The organism is Delftia sp. WSY_12, from assembly GCF_043104645.1.
Classification (GTDB): Bacteria; Pseudomonadota; Gammaproteobacteria; order Burkholderiales; family Burkholderiaceae_C; genus Comamonas; species Comamonas tsuruhatensis.
In genome coordinates, this window is the sequence record NZ_JBICKW010000024.1 from 356,432 (window position 1) to 371,374 (window position 14,943).

A 14,943-nucleotide genomic window follows, 5' to 3' on the forward strand; every position below is an offset into this window, starting at 1 on the left:
TTTGCTACAAAATTTGCCGTCGAAAACCCACGCGCCGGCATTGGCGTGCCCGCTGCCGTCGCTTAGCATGCGGCGTGCCGCAGCGGCCCTTGCCGCTGCCTGTCGCCGGGTGCCGTCCCGGAGCGGGTACGCGGCCCACTTCGAACCGGATCCGCCATGTCTTCTTCCTCCCACAATGATTTGCGGCCCTTGGCCCAGGCCATGTCGTCGGCCGTGGCTGTCGACGGTGTGCAGAACGCGCTGACCTCGGAGCAGTGGGATCTGCTGGCACCTTACCTGGTGCCCGTCACTCTGGCCGCGGGCGAGCTGCTGTTTGCCGAAGGTTCGCTGGACCGCAATCTGTACTTCGTGGAGTCCGGCAGCCTCAGCGTGCACTACCAGGATGCCAAGGAGCGCATCCGCCTGGCCATCGTCGGTCCGGGCTCCATCCTGGGCGAGGGCGCCTTCTTTGCGCACCGCGCGCGCCACGCCACCGTGCAGGCTGCCGCGCCGGGGCGCCTGTGGTGCCTGACGGCCATGCGCTTCGCCGAACTCAGCAACCGCCAGCCCGGGGTGGCGCTGGCCCTGGTCATGGCCGCCGGCCAGGTCCTGGCGCGACGCGCGGTGGACAGCCGCCGCCGGGTGGCGAGCACCTGAGCAGCACCTGAACGGCACTTGGGCGAAGGCTCTCGGGGGGCCGGGTGGGATTACAGACCGGGCTTTGCTCTGCGACAAATTGATACAGCGGTTTTTGCAACACCTGTGCTCAAAATGTCGCCAAGTTGCAGGCACAATGCCGCGAGTTTGTGACTATTCGTGACAATGAGAGCCCCCATGTCTGTGTTCAACTGGTTTTCCCGCAAGCCTTTGCCCGAACAGGGTCGTGGTTCGCCTGGAAACGATGGCCAGGCCAACCCCGCGGCACGCCGTGATGCCGTCGCGGCCGGGCGCCGCAGCGAGCGGTCCGAGCGCCGTGAGCAGCTCTACGGCGTGGTGCGCGATGTCATGGTGCGTGCCGGGGTGTTGTCGGCCAGCTACAAGTTCAAGGTGCTCTCGCTGGACAGCGTGGGCCAGCGCTTCGTGGTGATGATGGACCTGGCACGGGCCTATGCCAGCGAAACCGCTCGGCTCAGCGAGATCGAGGCCATGCTGGCCCAGGCGGCCAAGGCCCGCATGGGCGCGGTCGTGACAGCCGTGTACTGGCGGGTCAGCGACCAGAACGCCGCCGCCCAGGCCCAGGTGCATTCCGTGGCCGTGCGCACACCGCGTCCCGTCCAGCCCGTGGCCGTCCCCGTCGTGGCTGCGATGGAGGCCGTGGCGCCCCAGCGCCGCAGGCAGGACACGGCGCCGTTCGAGCCCATAGACGATCAGGAAATGGCCGCCTTCAAGATGGCCGTGGCGGCCATGCCCGCTGCAGCCCGTGGTGCGGGCTCTGCAGCTGCGGCGCCCGCCGGCGTGCGCCGCTCGGGCCCCTTGCTCGGGCCAGGCGCAGGCGAACGCGGCGCGGACTTTCACCACAGCACGCTGGACCATCTGGACCTGGGTGTCACCCAGTACGGCGAACTGCGCTGACCGGGCGCCGGCCTGATTCAGTGGCCGGCGAAATCCACCAGCGTGAACAGCGGCAGGCCGCCATCGCGCAGCAGGGTGGAGCCGCCCAGTTCGGGCAGATCCACGATGGCCGCGCCCTCGATCACCGTGGCGCCCAGCTTTTCCAGCAATCTCTTGCCGGCCATCATGGTGCCGCCGGTGGCGATCAGGTCGTCGATCAGCAGTACGCGATCGCCGGTCTTGACGGCATCTGTGTGCAGCTCTACCGTGGCGCTGCCGTATTCGAGCTCATAGGTTTCCTCCACCGTGGTGAACGGCAGCTTGCCCTTCTTGCGGATGGGCACAAAGCCAACGCCCAGCTCGTGGGCCACCACGGCACCCAGGATGAAGCCGCGTGCATCGAGCCCTGCCACCACGTCGGGGCGCATGCCGCGCTGCATGTAGCGGTGCACGAAGGCGTCGGTCATCACGCGAAAGACCTGGGGGTCCTGCAGCAGCGGCGTGATGTCGCGGAACTGCACGCCGGGCGCCGGCCAGTCGGGCACGGTGCGTATGTGCGATCGCAGGTAGTCGTTGACGCTGAGGGTGGTGTGCATGGCGCTGGATCGGGGGCTGGAAAGAACGGGCCAGTGTACCCAGACGCCCGATGGGGGCCGCCGCCGCCGGGTAGCCAGACCGCCTAAAATCTTCCAGATGAATTCTGATGCTGCCACCTTGAATGCGCTGGATACGTCCAGGGTCCTGCGCCTGGCCCGCGACACCCTGGGCATCGAGGCCGATGCCCTTCTTGCCATGTCGCAGCGCCTGGATGGCGTGTTCGGTGAAGTGGTGCAGCGCATCCTGAGCCTGTCCGGCCGCGTCGTCGTGATGGGCATGGGCAAGAGTGGCCATGTCGGGCGCAAGGTGGCGGCCACCCTGGCATCCACGGGCACTCCCGCCTTCTTCGTGCATCCGGGCGAGGCCAGCCATGGCGACCTGGGCATGGTGACCGGCATCGATCTGGTACTGGCGCTGTCCAACAGCGGCGAGGCCGATGAACTCACCGTGCTGCTGCCTGCCATCAAGCGCCAGGGCATACCCCTGGTGGCCATGACCGGCGGCGCGCAGTCCACGCTGGCCCGCCATGCCGACTGGGTGCTGGACACCCGTGTGGAGCGCGAGGCCTGCCCTTTGAACCTGGCACCCACGGCCAGCACCACCGCGCAGATGGCCATGGGCGACGCCCTTGCCGTGGCACTGCTCGATGCACGCGGCTTTGGCGCCGAGGACTTTGCGCGCTCCCATCCGGGCGGCGCGCTGGGCCGCAAGCTGCTGACCCATGTGCGCGATGTCATGCGCAGCGGCAAAGAGCTGCCCAAGGTCGGGGCCGATGCCAGCTTTGTCGAGTTGATGCGCGAGATGAGCGCCAAGGGCCTGGGCTGCTCGGCCATCGTCGATGCGGCAGGCGTGCTGCAAGGCATCTTCACCGACGGAGACCTGCGCCGCCGTGTCGAGGCCGGCACCGACCTGCGCGCGCTGCAGGCCGGCGATGTCATGCACAAGGGCCCCCGCACCATCGCCGAAGACGCGCTGGCCGTCGACGCCGCCAGCATGATGGAGGAGCACGGCATCACCGCCGTGCTGGTGGCCGATGCGCAGCACCAGCTGCGCGGCGTGGTCCATATCCGCGACCTGATGCGCGCCAAGGTAATCTGATGGCACGCGCTCCCTTGACGCCCGTGCAGAACTGGGACGCACCGCTGCTGCTGCTGGCGCAGGACGTGCGGGTGGCATTCTTCGATGTCGATGGCGTGCTGACCGATGGCGGCCTGCTGTTCTCTGGCGAAGGCGAAGTGCTCAAGCGCTTCAACACGCTGGACGGCCATGGTCTGAAACTGCTGCAAAAGGCTGGCATCACGCCCGCCGTGGTGACGGGCCGCGATTCGCCCGCGCTTCGCCTGCGGCTGAGCAATCTGGGCGTCACGCATGCGCGCTTTGGCACGGAAGACAAGGTGCCTGCCGCCGAGGCCATCCTGAAGGAGCTGGGCCTGCAATGGCACCAGGCGGCAGCCATGGGCGACGACTGGCCGGACCTGCCCGTGATGCGGCGCTCCGCCTTCGCCTGCGCACCGGCCAACGCCCATGACGAAGTGCTGGCCGTGGCCGATTGGGTCACGCCGCGCAGCGGCGGTGAAGGAGCGGTGCGCCAGCTGTGCGACCTGCTGCTGGCCGCGCGTGGCGCCTATGCCGGGCTGCTGGCGGAATACGCATCATGACCCAGGCCTGGCGCCGCGTCGGTGACCGGCTTTCCCTGTACCTGCCCGTGCTGCTGATGGGCCTGCTGGCGCTGGGCACCTGGTGGCTGGTGCGCAATGCGCCGCAGCCCCTGGCCAGCGGCACCGAAAAGGCCGTGGCGCACGAGCCCGACTATTTCATGAAGGATTTCTCGATCAAGAGCTTCGATGCCACGGGGCGTCTGAAGAGCCAGATCGAGGGCAGCATGGGCCGCCACTATCCCGATACCGACACGCTTGAAATCGACAACGTCCGCATGTTCGCGGTCTCGCCCGAAGGCCGCATCACGCGCGGCAGTGCGAACCGGGCGCTGAGCAATGCTGATGGTTCCGAGGTGCAAATGTTCGGCAATGCCATCGTCACGCGCGAGCCATTTGTGACAGCAGGTAAACAGCCGCAGCCGCAGTTGCAATTCCAGGGCGAATTCCTGCACGCTTGGCCCAACGAGGAGCGCGTGAGTTCCAACCAGCCCGTGGTGCTGACCCGTGGCAAGGACCGCTTCACGGCCGATAGCATGCAGTACAGCAACCTGGATCTGGTCATGAAACTGCAGGGCCGCGTGCGCGGCACCCTGCAGCCTTCCAGGACCAAGTAAGGCGCCAGCGCAAGCGCAGGCATGCCGATGGAGAACAAGCCATGACGACATCCTCGCGCAGCCCGGCACCCCTGGCCTTCATCACCGGCGCATCCAGCGGCATAGGCCAGGCCCTGGCCTGGCACGCCTACCAGCAAGGCTGGTCGCTGGCGCTGGTGGCTCGGCGCGGCGACGTGATGGCGCAGTGGGCTGCGCAACAGGGCCTGGACTCCTCGCGTTTCGCCCTCTACGAGGCTGATGTGGGCGTGCCTGACAGCATCATCGCCGCCGCCCGGCGCTGCGAGCAGCAGCAGGGCCTGCCCGATGTCGTGATCGCCAATGCTGGCGTCAGCTGGGGCGTGGACACCTCGATGCGCGAGGACATCGACACCATGCAGCAGGTGCTGGCCGTCAACACGATGGGGGTTGTGGCCAGCTTCCACCCCTTCATCGCACCCATGGTGCAGCGTGGAAGCGGGCAACTGGTCGGAATTTCCAGTGTGGCCGGGCTGCGCGGCCTGCCAGGACACGGCGCTTATTGCGCCAGCAAAGCTGCAGTCATTGCCTATTGCGAAAGCCTTCGCGGTGAATTGCGCAGTAGTGGCGTAAAAGTCACGACATTGCTTCCTGGCTATGTGGATACACCCCTCACGCGTGGTAACCGCTATGGCATGCCATTCCTATTGGAGCCGCAGGAGTTTTCCGCAAGGGCCTGGCGTGCCATTGAAGCTCGCCGCAGTCTGGTCATCATTCCATGGCAAATGGCCTGGGTGGGGCGGTTGATGAAAATTCTCCCCAACGCGATATTCGACAGGCTGCTTGTAGGACGGAAGCGCAAACATCGGCATTTGGAAAATCCCTGATGCCCATTGCCGTTCGGAATATGCTCATGCACGCATCTTGTGCGTAAAAAAGGCTCCATGAAGGAGCCTTTTTGATTCGGGGTAACACTGAGAACCGTGGATCTCATTCCCCGTTGTTATTGTTGTTTCCCCAGCCGCCGCCACGGCCGCCATTGCGGGGGCCGGAGCCATAAGGGCTGCGGAATCCGCCGTCGCCACGACCGCCGTAGCCGCCGCCACTGCCGCCGTCGCCACGGCCATAGCCGCCACGGTCGCCACCGTCACCGCGTCCGTAGCCACCGCCATCACCGCGGCCACCGCCACCGTAACCGCCGCCGCCGCCACCATCACCACGGCCATAGCCGCCGCCACCGCCGCCAAAGCCGCCCGAACGCGGGGGGCGAGGCTCCATGGGACGTGCTTCGTTCACCACGAGGCTGCGTCCGCCCAATGGCTGGCCATTCATGCCCTGAACGGCAGCCTGAGCCTCGGCATCACTGCCCATCTCGACAAACCCGAATCCCTTGGAACGGCCTGTGTCGCGCTCCATCATGACCCGGGCGCTGGTGACAGCGCCGAACTGGCTGAATGCCTGCTCCAAGTCGTTGTCACGCACACCATAGGGAAGGTTGCCGACGTAAAGCTTATTGCCCATCAAAAACTCCTCAACTCCTCAATGCTCACTGGTTTGCGCTCGGCTTCAGGACGCACAGACATCAGGTTCCTTGTATACAAGAGCCTGGCCAACCTTCCTAAACACATAGCGTTCGAACGGGTCTGCCCGAAACTAAATTATGAAGCACAAAAATCAAAAAGATAAATGCTCGAAAACACAAGCTGATAACGTTTGGCAACAAAAAAGGGGCCCGGAGGGCCCCTTTTTTTGCTAACGCATGCTCTAAGCGAGAGCTTAGTAGCTGTTGCGACGGCCACCGCCGTAGCCGCCGTCGCGGTTGCCACCGCCGAAGCCGCCACCGCCGCCACCACCGAAGCCGCCGCCGAAGCCGCCGCTACGGGGAGCGCGGGGCTCCATCGGGCGGGCTTCGTTGACCACCAGGTCACGGCCGCCGCGGTTTTGGCCGTGCAGGCCTTGGATAGCAGCTTGTGCTTCGGCATCGCTGCCCATTTCGACGAAGCCGAAACCCTTGGAACGGCCGGTGTCGCGCTCCATCATTACCTTGGCGCTGTTAACGGCGCCGAATTCGCTGAAGGCTTGCTCCAGATCGCTGTCACGGAAGGTGTACGGCAGGTTGCCGACGTAAAGCTTGTTGCCCATGGAGGACTCCTGAAAAAACTGGAAAACGCGATGGAGCCCTAGGGAGTCAACACGGGATGACAACGTTAGAGACGCAAACGCACTAGCACTCATTGAGCCGAAGCCCGAACGAAAGCTCGCCCATTATGTGGCAGAAGTTTTCGCACGTTATTACTGTTTCGCAAAAATTCATCGTGCCCGCCACAGAATGCCCCTGGGAGTTACCCTGAAATTGCGGCAGCGCATAAGCAAGTGCCTTGGCGGCAGTGAGGGCCGGCATGCAGATCCGAGGGCTGCTATGATCGCCGGCTCAGTCTTTGGGGAGTAGATCGTTCGGCTCAGCAGCCGGATGCATGCGTCAACAAACTTGGGCCTTCGCTGGCCTATGGCGTATGCGGCGCGCAGTGCAATGCTGCGTGTGACCGATCGAGACCATTGACCGCGCACCGATCCAAAGGCCGGAGTCGGAGCGTGGTCAATGCGTGCTCTATCCGGCCGGATAAATCCCCACACCATGGAAGCCTTCCTGATTTCAACCTCCGTCGTCGCGCTTGCCGAGATGGGGGACAAGACCCAGCTGCTGTCGCTGGTGCTCGCCGCGCGTTTTCGCAAACCCTGGCCCATCGTTGCGGGCATTTTCGTGGCCACGCTGGTCAACCATGCGCTGGCCGGTGCCGTGGGCGCCTGGATCACCAGCTATCTTGGCGAGAACGCCATGCGCTGGATTCTTGGCCTGTCCTTCATCGCCATGGCGGTCTGGATGCTGATCCCCGACAAGCTCGACGAGGACGAGGTCTCCGGGCATTCGCGCTGGGGCGTCTTCGGCACGACGCTGGTGGCCTTCTTCCTGGCCGAGATGGGCGACAAGACGCAGATTGCCACCGTGATGCTGGCGGCCAAGTACAACGCCTACCTGTGGGTGGTGGCCGGCACCACGCTGGGCATGATGCTGGCCAACGCTCCCGTGGTGTGGCTGGGCGACAAGCTGGTCAAGCGCGTGCCCATCCGGCTGGTGCATGTGATCTCGGCCGTGATCTTCCTGGTGCTGGGCGTGCTGGCCCTGTTCCTTCCGGGGGCAGGCGTTTTGGCATAATGATTCCTCATGCGCCGATTTGCTTCTGCTTGCGGGCGCTTTATAAATCCAGCTAAAGACGACACCAGAGAACCCGGCCTCGTTTTTAGCGATGCCGGGTTTTTTCATGTCCTTCATCGCCACACCACAATCCATGCACTTCGACGAGCCGCTGCCGCTGCAGGGCGGCGGCTCGATCCGCGACTACGACCTCGCCTACGAGACCTACGGGCAGCTCAACGCCGACCGCAGCAATGCCGTGCTGGTCTGCCATGCGCTCAACGCTTCCCACCATGTGGCCGGCGTGTACGAGGGCCAGCCCAAGAGCGAGGGCTGGTGGGACAACATGATCGGCCCCGGCAAGCCCGTGGACACGAACCGGTTCTTCGTGATCGGCGTGAACAACCTGGGCTCGTGCTTTGGCTCCACGGGCCCCATGCACACGCATCCGGACACCGGCAGGATCTATGGCGCCGACTTTCCCGTGGTCACCGTGGAGGATTGGGTGGACGCGCAGGCCCGGCTGCTGGACCGGCTGGGCATAGCGCAGCTGGCCGCGGTGCTGGGCGGCAGCCTGGGCGGCATGCAGGCGCTGTCCTGGTCGCTGCGCCATCCGGACCGCATGCGCCATGCCGTGGTCGTGGCCAGCGCGCCCAACCTCAATGCGGAGAACATCGCCTTCAACGAGGTGGCGCGGCGCGCCATCGTCACCGATCCGGATTTCCATGGCGGGCATTTCTACGAGCATGGCGTGGTGCCGGCGCGCGGCCTGCGCATCGCCCGCATGATCGGCCACATCACCTACCTGAGCGACGACGTGATGAACCAGAAGTTCGGCCGCCAGCTGAGGGAGGGCCTGGACCTGAAGTACAGCACGCAGGACGTGGAGTTCCAGATCGAGAGCTACCTGCGCTACCAGGGCGAGAAGTTCAGCAGCTACTTCGACGCCAATACCTACCTGCTGATCACGCGCGCGCTCGACTACTTCGACCCGGCGCGCACGCATGGCGGCGACCTGACCCAGGCGCTGTCGGTGGCCAAGGCCGGCTTTTTGCTGGTCAGCTTCACCACCGACTGGCGCTTCGCGCCCGCACGCAGCCGCGAGATCGTGAAGTCGCTGCTGGAGAACAACCGCGACGTCAGCTATGCCGAGATCGACGCGCCCCACGGCCATGACGCCTTCCTGCTCGACGACCCCCGCTACATGAACGTGATGCGCTCCTACTTCGACGGCATCGCCCAGGAAACCACGACAGCCGCCAAGGAGGCCGCATGACCGAGCTGAACACCATGCAGGCGATTGCGCGCCTGATCCCCAAGGGCTCGCGCGTGCTCGACCTGGGCTGCGGCGATGGCGCCCTGCTGTCGCACCTTCAGCGAGAGCGTGGCTGCACCGGCTACGGCGTGGAGCTGGATGACGCCAACGTGCTGGCCTGCGTGCGCCGGGGCGTGAACGTGCTGCAGCTGAATCTGGAGGACGGCCTGGCCATCTTCCAGGACAACAGCTTCGACGTGGTGCTGCAGATCGATACGCTGCAGCATCTGCGCAATGCCGAGACCATGCTGCAGGAGACGGCGCGCATAGGGCGCGCGGGCATCGTCGCCTTCCCCAACTTCGCGCACTGGCCCAACCGCCTGTCCGTGCTGCGCGGGCGCATGCCGGTGACGCGGCGCCTGCCCTACCAGTGGTATGACACGCCCAACATCCGCGTGGGCACCTACAAGGACTTCGAGGTGCTGGCCACCCGGAACCGGCTGCGCATACTGGACTCCTTCGGCCTGCAGGATGGCCGCAGCGTGCGTACCCTGCCCAATCTCATGGCGGGCACGGCGGTCTTCCATTTCGAGCACGCCTGAGCGCAGGCGGGCCATGCCCGTGTCATCTCCGGCGCGCACAATCGAATGCCCCGAGACCCCGGAGACAGACATGGACAACCTCCCACGCCGCCGCGCGCTGGCCCTGGCCGGCGCGGCCGCTGGCCTGCTGGTGGCCGGCTGCGCCGCACCGCAGGCGCCCGCCCGAAGCGATGCCGCTGCCGACTGGCCGCCCCGGCCCGCGCTGATCGCCCATCGCGGCGCATCGGCGCTGCGGCCAGAGCACACGCTGGAGGCATACCGCGAGGCCATACGCGCGGGCGCCGACTTCATCGAGCCCGACCTGGTCATCACGCGCGATGGCGTGCTGGTGGCGCGGCATGAGAACGCCATCGCCATCCTCGCGGCCGACGGCAGCCTCAAGGAGGCCACGACCAATGTGGCCGACCGCCCCGAGTTCGCGGCGCGCAAGACCACCAAAACCATCGACGGGCAGGCGATCACGGGCTGGTTCGTGGAGGATTTCACGCTGGCCGAGCTGAAGACGCTGCGTGCGCGCGAACGCATCCCGGCGATCCGCCCGGCGAATGTGCAGTTCAATGACCGTTTCGAGGTGCCCACGCTGCAGGAGGTCATCGACCTGGCCCGAGCCGAGAGCGCACGCTCGAGCCGCACCATCGGCATCTATCCCGAGACCAAGCACCCGAGCTACTTCCAGTCCATCGGCCTGGCGCTGGAGCCCGCGCTGCTCAAGCTGCTCGCGGACAACGGCTGGAACCATGCGCAGGCGCCAGTGTTCGTGCAGTCCTTCGAGGTCGAGAACCTGCGCTGGATCCGTGCGCGCAGCAGCCTGCGCCTGGTGCAGTTGCTGGCGCCCAAGGGCAAGCCCTATGACAGCGTGGCACGCGGCACGGGCCCCGGCTATGCCGACATGGTCACGCCCGCAGGCCTGGCCGAGATTGCGCGCTACGCCAACGGCATAGGGCCGAGCAAAAGCATGGTGATCCCCGTGGTGCAGGGTGCGAATGCCGCGCCCACTGCGCTGGTGGCCGATGCCCATCGCGCGGGGCTGCTGGTCCATCCCTGGACGCTGCGGCCCGAGAACGCCTTCCTTCCCCTGAGCCTGAAATCTCCGCCCGCACAGGACGGCGCCCGGCGTGGCAATGCGCGCGCCGACATGGACGATTTCCTGCGCACGGGCATCGATGGCATCTTCACCGACGACCCGTCGGTGGGGCGAGCCGCCATTGACGCATTGCTCAAGTCGCGGCCTTGACCGGACGTGCTGCCGTGCGCCGGCCCGCTGCCTGCGCCTGCTCCAGCCACTGCTGGCGGCGTGCGGCATCGGCGCCGAGCACGGGTCCGAAACTGTGTATGCGCACGGGCCGGATGCCGCTGAACTCCAGGATGGCACGGCGCATCTGGTGATGGCCCGGCATGTGCGCCAGCCAGCGGTAATACCAGGGCGGGGAATCCATGCTCACCAGCAGATCGGCGGTGCGGCCGGCCAGCAGCCGGTCCCACAGCATCGAGCCCTTGCGGTACTTGAAGGCGAAGCCCGGCAGAAAGATGCGGTCGATGAAGCCCTTGAGCAAGGCCGGCAGGCCGCCCCACCAGGTCGGATAGACCCAGGCCAGGTGGCTGGCCCACAGGATGTCGGCCTGGGCCTGCTGCAGGTCAGGCTCCAGGGGCTGATCCTGGCGATAGCCGGCGCGCAGCAGCGGGTCGAATTCCAGTTCGCCCAGGCGCAGCGTGCGCACTTGGGCACCGCTGTCGCGTGCGCCCTGGGCGTAGGCATCGGCCAGGCCGGCGCACAGGCTGCCGGCCGACGGGTGGCCGAGGATGATCAGGATGCGCTGGGGATGATGGGGGTGCGTGGTGCTTGGAAACATGGCGGCCATGTTCGCCTTGCCCCAAGGGGCAGGGTCAAGACCCTGGATCAAGCCATGGCGGTTTCGCAGGCGCGTTCTCTGGAATCCGCCGGCTCCAGGCGGCATTCGAGCAGCTCACGCTCCAGTGCGGCCAGCTGCGTCTGCAGTCCCTGAAGGTGCTGCATCTGCGCCTGCACCTGCTCGCGGCGGCCGCGCAGCAGCCGGGCCAGCGCGTCCCAGCTGTCGGCGTGGTCCAGGCGCTGCAGGCCATGCAGCTCGTCGAGTCGAAAGCCCAGCCCCAGCGCCTGGCGGATGCGCTGCACCAGCACCAGATCCTGCTGTCCATACACGCGGTAGCTGCCTGCCCGCGCCACGGCACCGAGCAGGCCCCGTGATTCATAGAGCCTGACGGCCTTGGGCGAGCAGCCGGCGCGTCGGGCGAGTTCTCCGATATACATGGGGCGTGATCGTAGTCGCTGGCGCCGGGCTCTCATGGTCTGCATGGCGTTGGCGCACAATGACCGGATCGCGGCGCTGGCTTCGCTCGAACGGTGCGCCCATCCCTGACACGAGGACCCACCATGAATGCACGCACTCCTTCACAACTGCTGCAGCCTGCAGCCGCGCTGGACCGGATCAGCCGCTCCTGGGACGAGCGCATCGTCCCGGCGCTGACCGAGTACATCGCCATTCCCGCCAAGTCGCCCATGTTCGCGCCCGACTGGGAGCAGCAGGGCCACCTGGAGACCGTGCTGCGCAATGCGGCCGACTGGGTGCAGGCGCAGAAGGTGGCGGGCCTGACGCTGGAGATCGTGCGCCAGCCGGGCCGCACGCCAGTGCTGTTCTTCGAGGTGGAAGGCACGCAGGACAAGGCGGCCTCCAGCCCCACGGTGCTGATGTACGGCCATCTGGACAAGCAGCCCGAGTTCGACGGCTGGCGCAGCGATCTGGGTCCGTGGACGCCCAAGTACGAGAACGGCAAGCTCTATGGCCGTGGCGGCGCCGACGACGGCTATGCGGTCTACGCCAGCATTGCCGCCGTGCAGGAGCTCAAGCGCCAGGGCGTGCCGCACCCGCGCATCCTGGGCCTGATCGAGACCTGCGAGGAAAGCGGCTCGCGCGACCTGTTGCCCTATGTCGATGCCCTGCGTCCGCGCCTGGGCGATGTGGGCCTGGTGATCTGCCTGGACAGCGGCGCCGGCAACTACGACCAGCTGTGGCTGACCACCAGCCTGCGCGGCATGGCCAGCGGCACGCTGAAGGTGGAGATCCTCACCGAGGGCGTGCACTCGGGCGATGCCTCGGGCGTCGTGCCGTCGTCCTTCCGCATCCTGCGCCAGGTGCTGGACCGTCTGGAGGACAGCAAGACCGGGCGCCTGCTGCCCGCCAGCTTCCACTGCGAGGTCCCGGCCGACCGCATGGCCCAGATGCGCGCCACGGCGGCCATCCTCGGCGAGGAGACCTATGCGCGCTTTCCCTGGGCGCACTACGACTGCGGCGGCTCCACGCTGTTTGCCCTGCCCACCACCACCGACCCGGTGCAGGCGCTGGTCAAGCGCACCTGGGAGCCCACGCTGAGTGTCACAGGCGCAGAGGGCCTGCCCGCGCTGCAGGATGCCGGCAACGTGCTGCGGCCCTACACGGCCTTCAAGCTCAGCCTGCGCCTGCCGCCCCTGGTTGATGCCGCCGCCTGCGTGCAGGAGATGAAGGCGCTGCTGGAGGACAACGCGCCCTACCAGGCCCGTGTGACCTGGCAAGGGCTGTCGGGTGCCAGCGGCTGGAATGCGCCAGCCATGGACGGCTGGTTCGAGGACGCGCTCAACGCCGCCAGCCAGGCGCATTTCGGCGCCTCCTGCGGCTACATCGGGCAGGGCGGCACGATTCCGCTGATGAACATGCTCAGCCAGGGCTTTCCCAAGGCCCAGATGATGGTCTGCGGCGTGCTCGGCCCCAAGAGCAACGCCCACGGCCCCAATGAATTCCTGCACGTGCCCTATGCCAAGAAGCTCACGGCCGCCGTGGCCCAGGTGATCGCCGCCATGGCCGTGACGCAGGCAGGTTCCGAAGCCGGTGCCGGCACTGCCGGCGTGGCGTGATGGCAGCGTCTGCCCCCGCGCCGGAAGGCCAGGTCACACGCCTGGCATCCGGCGACGGCGCCGAGCTGTCACTGTGCGATTGGCCTGCCGGCGAGGGCCCGGCGCGCGCCACCGTGCTGCTGGTGCACGGCCTGGGCGAGCACATCGGCCGCTATGCGGCACTGGCCCAGCGGCTCAATGCCTGGGGCTATGCCGTACGCGGCTACGACCAATATGGCCACGGACGCTCGGCAGGGCCGCGCGGTGGCCTGACGGGCGACAACCGGCTTCTGGACGACCTGGCGGCCGTGGTGGATGACACGCGCGCCCGGCAACCGGCCAGCCAGCCGCTGGTGCTGTTGGGCCACAGCCTGGGCGGCCTGGTGGCGGCGCTGTTCGTGGCCCGGGCCATCCGGCCTGTCGATGCGCTGGTGCTGTCCTCGCCAGCCCTCGATGTGGGCCTGTCGCCGATCCAGAAGTTGCTCGTTGGCACGCTGCCGCGCCTGCTGCCCGATCTGCGCGTGTCCAACGGCCTGCAGATTCCGTATCTCTCGCATGACGTGGCGGTCTGCGATGCCTACCGCGCCGATCCGCTGTGCCACGACCGCATCAGCGCACGGCTGGCGCGCTTTCTGGCGCAGGGCGGCCCGCAGGTGCTGGCCCGTGCGGGCAGCTGGAGTGTGCCCAGCCTGTTGCTGTGGGCAGGGGACGACAGGCTGGTGGCGCCGGCCGGCAGCCAGGCCTTTTCCGACCGTGCGCCGCCGGCCGTGGTGCAGGCGCAGTGCTTTGACGGCGCCTACCACGAGCTGTTCAACGAAAGCGATGCCTTCGCCGCGCCCGTGTTCGCCAGGCTGCGGCAGTGGCTGGGCCGGTTCAGTCCAGCGTGAGCGCCGCCAGCGCGGCCAAGGGCGCGGTTTCCGCGCGCAGAACGCGTGGACCCAGCGTGACGGGCACGAAACCCTGGGCGCGGGCCAGGGCCTCTTCGGCCGGAGAGAGGCCCCCTTCGGGGCCCGATAGAAAGACCACGGGCGCATCCTCGGCCGTGGCGTCCACGATCTCGCCCAGCGGCCGGGTTCCCTCGCCCAGCGACAGCAGCAGCCGCAGCGTGCCGGGCGGCAGCTGTTTCGCGCCGCCCTCCAGCCAGTCTTGCAGGTCGGTGGGCGCATGCAGCGGCGGCACGCGGTTGCGTGTGCACTGCTCGCAGGCCGACACGGCCACGGCCTGCCAGTGCGCCAGCTTTTTCTCGGCGCGCTCGCCCTTGAGCTTGAGCACGCTGCGCTCGGCCACCAGCGGCGTGATGCTGGCGGCGCCCAGCTCGGCGGCCTTCTCCACCAGCCAGTCCATGCGTTCGTTGGCCGTGATGCCTGCCAGCAGGTGCACGGGGCGCAGCGGTTCGCGTTCCACGGCGTGGTGCGCGCCTATGCGCACGGCCACGTCGCTGCGGCCCATGCGCAGCACGGTGGCCTCGAACTCGCCGCCGCTGAAGCCTTCGCCGGCACGGCCCTGAAAGAGGGTGATGCCGTCGCCGGGCTGCAGGCGCAGCACCTGCACATGGCGGGCCGCGCCGGGCGGCAGTTCGATGTCGTCGCCGCTGTGCAGCGCGATGGGGCAGTGAAAGCGTGGCATGGCGTACCT

At 67.1% G+C, this 14,943-nt stretch carries 18 protein-coding genes; 12 read left to right on the forward strand and 6 right to left on the reverse strand.

Annotated elements, in window-relative coordinates:
• Positions 1-156 precede the first annotated feature (156 nt).
• Both ACF8LI_RS16520 and ACF8LI_RS16525 read left to right on the forward strand, forming a co-directional pair.
• A complete protein-coding gene (locus ACF8LI_RS16520) occupies positions 157-636 on the forward strand; it encodes a Crp/Fnr family transcriptional regulator (protein ID WP_016447254.1) in 480 nt (159 codons plus the stop codon).
• Between the two features lie 177 nt (positions 637-813).
• Positions 814-1,551 carry a hypothetical protein gene (locus tag ACF8LI_RS16525; RefSeq protein ID WP_070080762.1) on the forward strand — a complete coding sequence of 246 codons (738 nt, stop codon included), beginning with the start codon at positions 814-816 and terminating at the stop codon, positions 1,549-1,551.
• Positions 1,552-1,568: 17 nt separating this feature from the next.
• On the opposite strand, the gene ACF8LI_RS16530 is transcribed toward ACF8LI_RS16525, so the two are convergent.
• Entirely contained in the window at positions 1,569-2,126 is a 558-nt protein-coding gene (locus ACF8LI_RS16530) for an adenine phosphoribosyltransferase (protein ID WP_017405006.1), read from the reverse strand.
• Between the two features lie 97 nt (positions 2,127-2,223).
• Here ACF8LI_RS16530 and ACF8LI_RS16535 point away from each other — a divergent pair, with 97 nt between their 5' ends.
• The 4 genes from ACF8LI_RS16535 to ACF8LI_RS16550 are packed head-to-tail and all read left to right on the forward strand — an operon-like array spanning position 2,224 to position 5,241.
• Positions 2,224-3,225, forward strand: coding sequence for an SIS domain-containing protein (locus ACF8LI_RS16535; RefSeq protein WP_016447251.1), 1,002 nt, complete (start codon positions 2,224-2,226; stop codon positions 3,223-3,225).
• The gene (locus ACF8LI_RS16540) at positions 3,225-3,785 is read left to right on the forward strand and encodes an HAD family hydrolase (RefSeq protein WP_016454196.1); all 561 of its coding nucleotides are present in this window, start codon (positions 3,225-3,227) and stop codon (positions 3,783-3,785) included. The genes ACF8LI_RS16535 and ACF8LI_RS16540 overlap by 1 nt, the downstream gene beginning before the upstream one ends.
• Positions 3,782-4,399, forward strand: a complete 618-nt coding sequence (lptC, locus tag ACF8LI_RS16545; RefSeq protein ID WP_016447249.1) for an LPS export ABC transporter periplasmic protein LptC — start codon at positions 3,782-3,784, stop codon at positions 4,397-4,399. The genes ACF8LI_RS16540 and lptC overlap by 4 nt, the downstream gene beginning before the upstream one ends.
• 41 nt (positions 4,400-4,440) lie before the next feature.
• Complete coding sequence (locus tag ACF8LI_RS16550; RefSeq protein WP_016447248.1) at positions 4,441-5,241, forward strand: SDR family oxidoreductase; 801 nt, start codon at positions 4,441-4,443, stop codon at positions 5,239-5,241.
• Positions 5,242-5,344: 103 nt separating this feature from the next.
• Here ACF8LI_RS16550 and ACF8LI_RS16555 read toward each other — a convergent pair whose 3' ends face one another.
• Together ACF8LI_RS16555 and ACF8LI_RS16560 are read right to left on the reverse strand one after the other, a co-directional pair.
• Positions 5,345-5,875, reverse strand: a complete 531-nt coding sequence (locus ACF8LI_RS16555) for an RNA recognition motif domain-containing protein (protein WP_392413375.1) — start codon at positions 5,873-5,875, stop codon at positions 5,345-5,347.
• 255 nt (positions 5,876-6,130) lie between these two features.
• Entirely contained in the window at positions 6,131-6,496 is a 366-nt protein-coding gene (locus ACF8LI_RS16560) for an RNA-binding protein (RefSeq protein ID WP_016447246.1), read from the reverse strand.
• Positions 6,497-6,989: 493 nt separating this feature from the next.
• Between ACF8LI_RS16560 and ACF8LI_RS16565 the strand changes: the two genes are divergently transcribed.
• The 4 genes from ACF8LI_RS16565 (at position 6,990) to ACF8LI_RS16580 (ending at position 10,638) form a co-directional block, all read left to right on the forward strand.
• Positions 6,990-7,568: a TMEM165/GDT1 family protein gene (locus ACF8LI_RS16565; protein ID WP_034348253.1), complete on the forward strand. Its 579-nt coding sequence runs from the start codon at positions 6,990-6,992 to the stop codon at positions 7,566-7,568.
• Between the two features lie 106 nt (positions 7,569-7,674).
• The gene (locus ACF8LI_RS16570; protein ID WP_392413377.1) at positions 7,675-8,823 is read left to right on the forward strand and encodes a homoserine O-acetyltransferase; all 1,149 of its coding nucleotides are present in this window, start codon (positions 7,675-7,677) and stop codon (positions 8,821-8,823) included.
• Entirely contained in the window at positions 8,820-9,404 is a 585-nt protein-coding gene (gene metW / locus ACF8LI_RS16575; protein ID WP_012207840.1) for a methionine biosynthesis protein MetW, read from the forward strand. The genes ACF8LI_RS16570 and metW overlap by 4 nt, the downstream gene beginning before the upstream one ends.
• A 70-nt stretch (positions 9,405-9,474) precedes the next feature.
• Positions 9,475-10,638 carry a glycerophosphodiester phosphodiesterase gene (locus tag ACF8LI_RS16580; protein ID WP_250439086.1) on the forward strand — a complete coding sequence of 388 codons (1,164 nt, stop codon included), beginning with the start codon at positions 9,475-9,477 and terminating at the stop codon, positions 10,636-10,638.
• Here ACF8LI_RS16580 and ACF8LI_RS16585 read toward each other — a convergent pair.
• Both ACF8LI_RS16585 and ACF8LI_RS16590 read right to left on the reverse strand, forming a co-directional pair.
• A complete protein-coding gene (locus ACF8LI_RS16585; protein ID WP_046984813.1) occupies positions 10,622-11,263 on the reverse strand; it encodes an NAD(P)H-dependent oxidoreductase in 642 nt (213 codons plus the stop codon). The genes ACF8LI_RS16580 and ACF8LI_RS16585 overlap by 17 nt on opposite strands.
• Positions 11,264-11,301: 38 nt before the next feature.
• Positions 11,302-11,691: a MerR family transcriptional regulator gene (locus ACF8LI_RS16590; RefSeq protein WP_016447240.1), complete on the reverse strand. Its 390-nt coding sequence runs from the start codon at positions 11,689-11,691 to the stop codon at positions 11,302-11,304.
• Positions 11,692-11,814: 123 nt separating this feature from the next.
• On the opposite strand from ACF8LI_RS16590, the gene ACF8LI_RS16595 reads away from it, so the two are divergent.
• Both ACF8LI_RS16595 and ACF8LI_RS16600 read left to right on the forward strand, forming a co-directional pair.
• Positions 11,815-13,329, forward strand: a complete 1,515-nt coding sequence (locus ACF8LI_RS16595) for a M20 family metallopeptidase (RefSeq protein WP_046241498.1) — start codon at positions 11,815-11,817, stop codon at positions 13,327-13,329.
• Complete coding sequence (locus tag ACF8LI_RS16600) at positions 13,329-14,195, forward strand: alpha/beta hydrolase (RefSeq protein WP_392413378.1); 867 nt, start codon at positions 13,329-13,331, stop codon at positions 14,193-14,195. Before ACF8LI_RS16595 ends, ACF8LI_RS16600 begins: the two co-directional genes overlap by 1 nt.
• On the opposite strand, the gene ACF8LI_RS16605 is transcribed toward ACF8LI_RS16600, so the two are convergent.
• Positions 14,182-14,934 (reverse strand): 16S rRNA (uracil(1498)-N(3))-methyltransferase, encoded by a 753-nt coding sequence (locus tag ACF8LI_RS16605; RefSeq protein WP_047219258.1) that lies wholly within the window; start codon positions 14,932-14,934, stop codon positions 14,182-14,184. The genes ACF8LI_RS16600 and ACF8LI_RS16605 overlap by 14 nt on opposite strands.
• Between the last annotated feature and the right edge of the window lie 9 nt (positions 14,935-14,943).

Coding starts and splice junctions, on each gene's coding strand:
- metW (WP_012207840.1), top strand. CDS start 8,820: ATGACCGAGCTGAACACCATGCAGGCGATTGCGCGCCTGATCCCCAAG.
- ACF8LI_RS16580 (WP_250439086.1), top strand. CDS start 9,475: ATGGACAACCTCCCACGCCGCCGCGCGCTGGCCCTGGCCGGCGCGGCC.
- ACF8LI_RS16570 (WP_392413377.1), top strand. CDS start 7,675: ATGTCCTTCATCGCCACACCACAATCCATGCACTTCGACGAGCCGCTG.
- ACF8LI_RS16605 (WP_047219258.1), bottom strand. CDS start 14,934: ATGCCACGCTTTCACTGCCCCATCGCGCTGCACAGCGGCGACGACATC.
- ACF8LI_RS16590 (WP_016447240.1), bottom strand. CDS start 11,691: ATGTATATCGGAGAACTCGCCCGACGCGCCGGCTGCTCGCCCAAGGCC.
- ACF8LI_RS16550 (WP_016447248.1), top strand. CDS start 4,441: ATGACGACATCCTCGCGCAGCCCGGCACCCCTGGCCTTCATCACCGGC.
- ACF8LI_RS16585 (WP_046984813.1), bottom strand. CDS start 11,263: ATGGCCGCCATGTTTCCAAGCACCACGCACCCCCATCATCCCCAGCGC.
- ACF8LI_RS16595 (WP_046241498.1), top strand. CDS start 11,815: ATGAATGCACGCACTCCTTCACAACTGCTGCAGCCTGCAGCCGCGCTG.
- ACF8LI_RS16520 (WP_016447254.1), top strand. CDS start 157: ATGTCTTCTTCCTCCCACAATGATTTGCGGCCCTTGGCCCAGGCCATG.
- ACF8LI_RS16560 (WP_016447246.1), bottom strand. CDS start 6,496: ATGGGCAACAAGCTTTACGTCGGCAACCTGCCGTACACCTTCCGTGAC.
- lptC (WP_016447249.1), top strand. CDS start 3,782: ATGACCCAGGCCTGGCGCCGCGTCGGTGACCGGCTTTCCCTGTACCTG.
- ACF8LI_RS16565 (WP_034348253.1), top strand. CDS start 6,990: ATGGAAGCCTTCCTGATTTCAACCTCCGTCGTCGCGCTTGCCGAGATG.
- ACF8LI_RS16530 (WP_017405006.1), bottom strand. CDS start 2,126: ATGCACACCACCCTCAGCGTCAACGACTACCTGCGATCGCACATACGC.
- ACF8LI_RS16540 (WP_016454196.1), top strand. CDS start 3,225: ATGGCACGCGCTCCCTTGACGCCCGTGCAGAACTGGGACGCACCGCTG.
- ACF8LI_RS16535 (WP_016447251.1), top strand. CDS start 2,224: ATGAATTCTGATGCTGCCACCTTGAATGCGCTGGATACGTCCAGGGTC.
- ACF8LI_RS16525 (WP_070080762.1), top strand. CDS start 814: ATGTCTGTGTTCAACTGGTTTTCCCGCAAGCCTTTGCCCGAACAGGGT.
- ACF8LI_RS16555 (WP_392413375.1), bottom strand. CDS start 5,875: ATGGGCAATAAGCTTTACGTCGGCAACCTTCCCTATGGTGTGCGTGAC.
- ACF8LI_RS16600 (WP_392413378.1), top strand. CDS start 13,329: ATGGCAGCGTCTGCCCCCGCGCCGGAAGGCCAGGTCACACGCCTGGCA.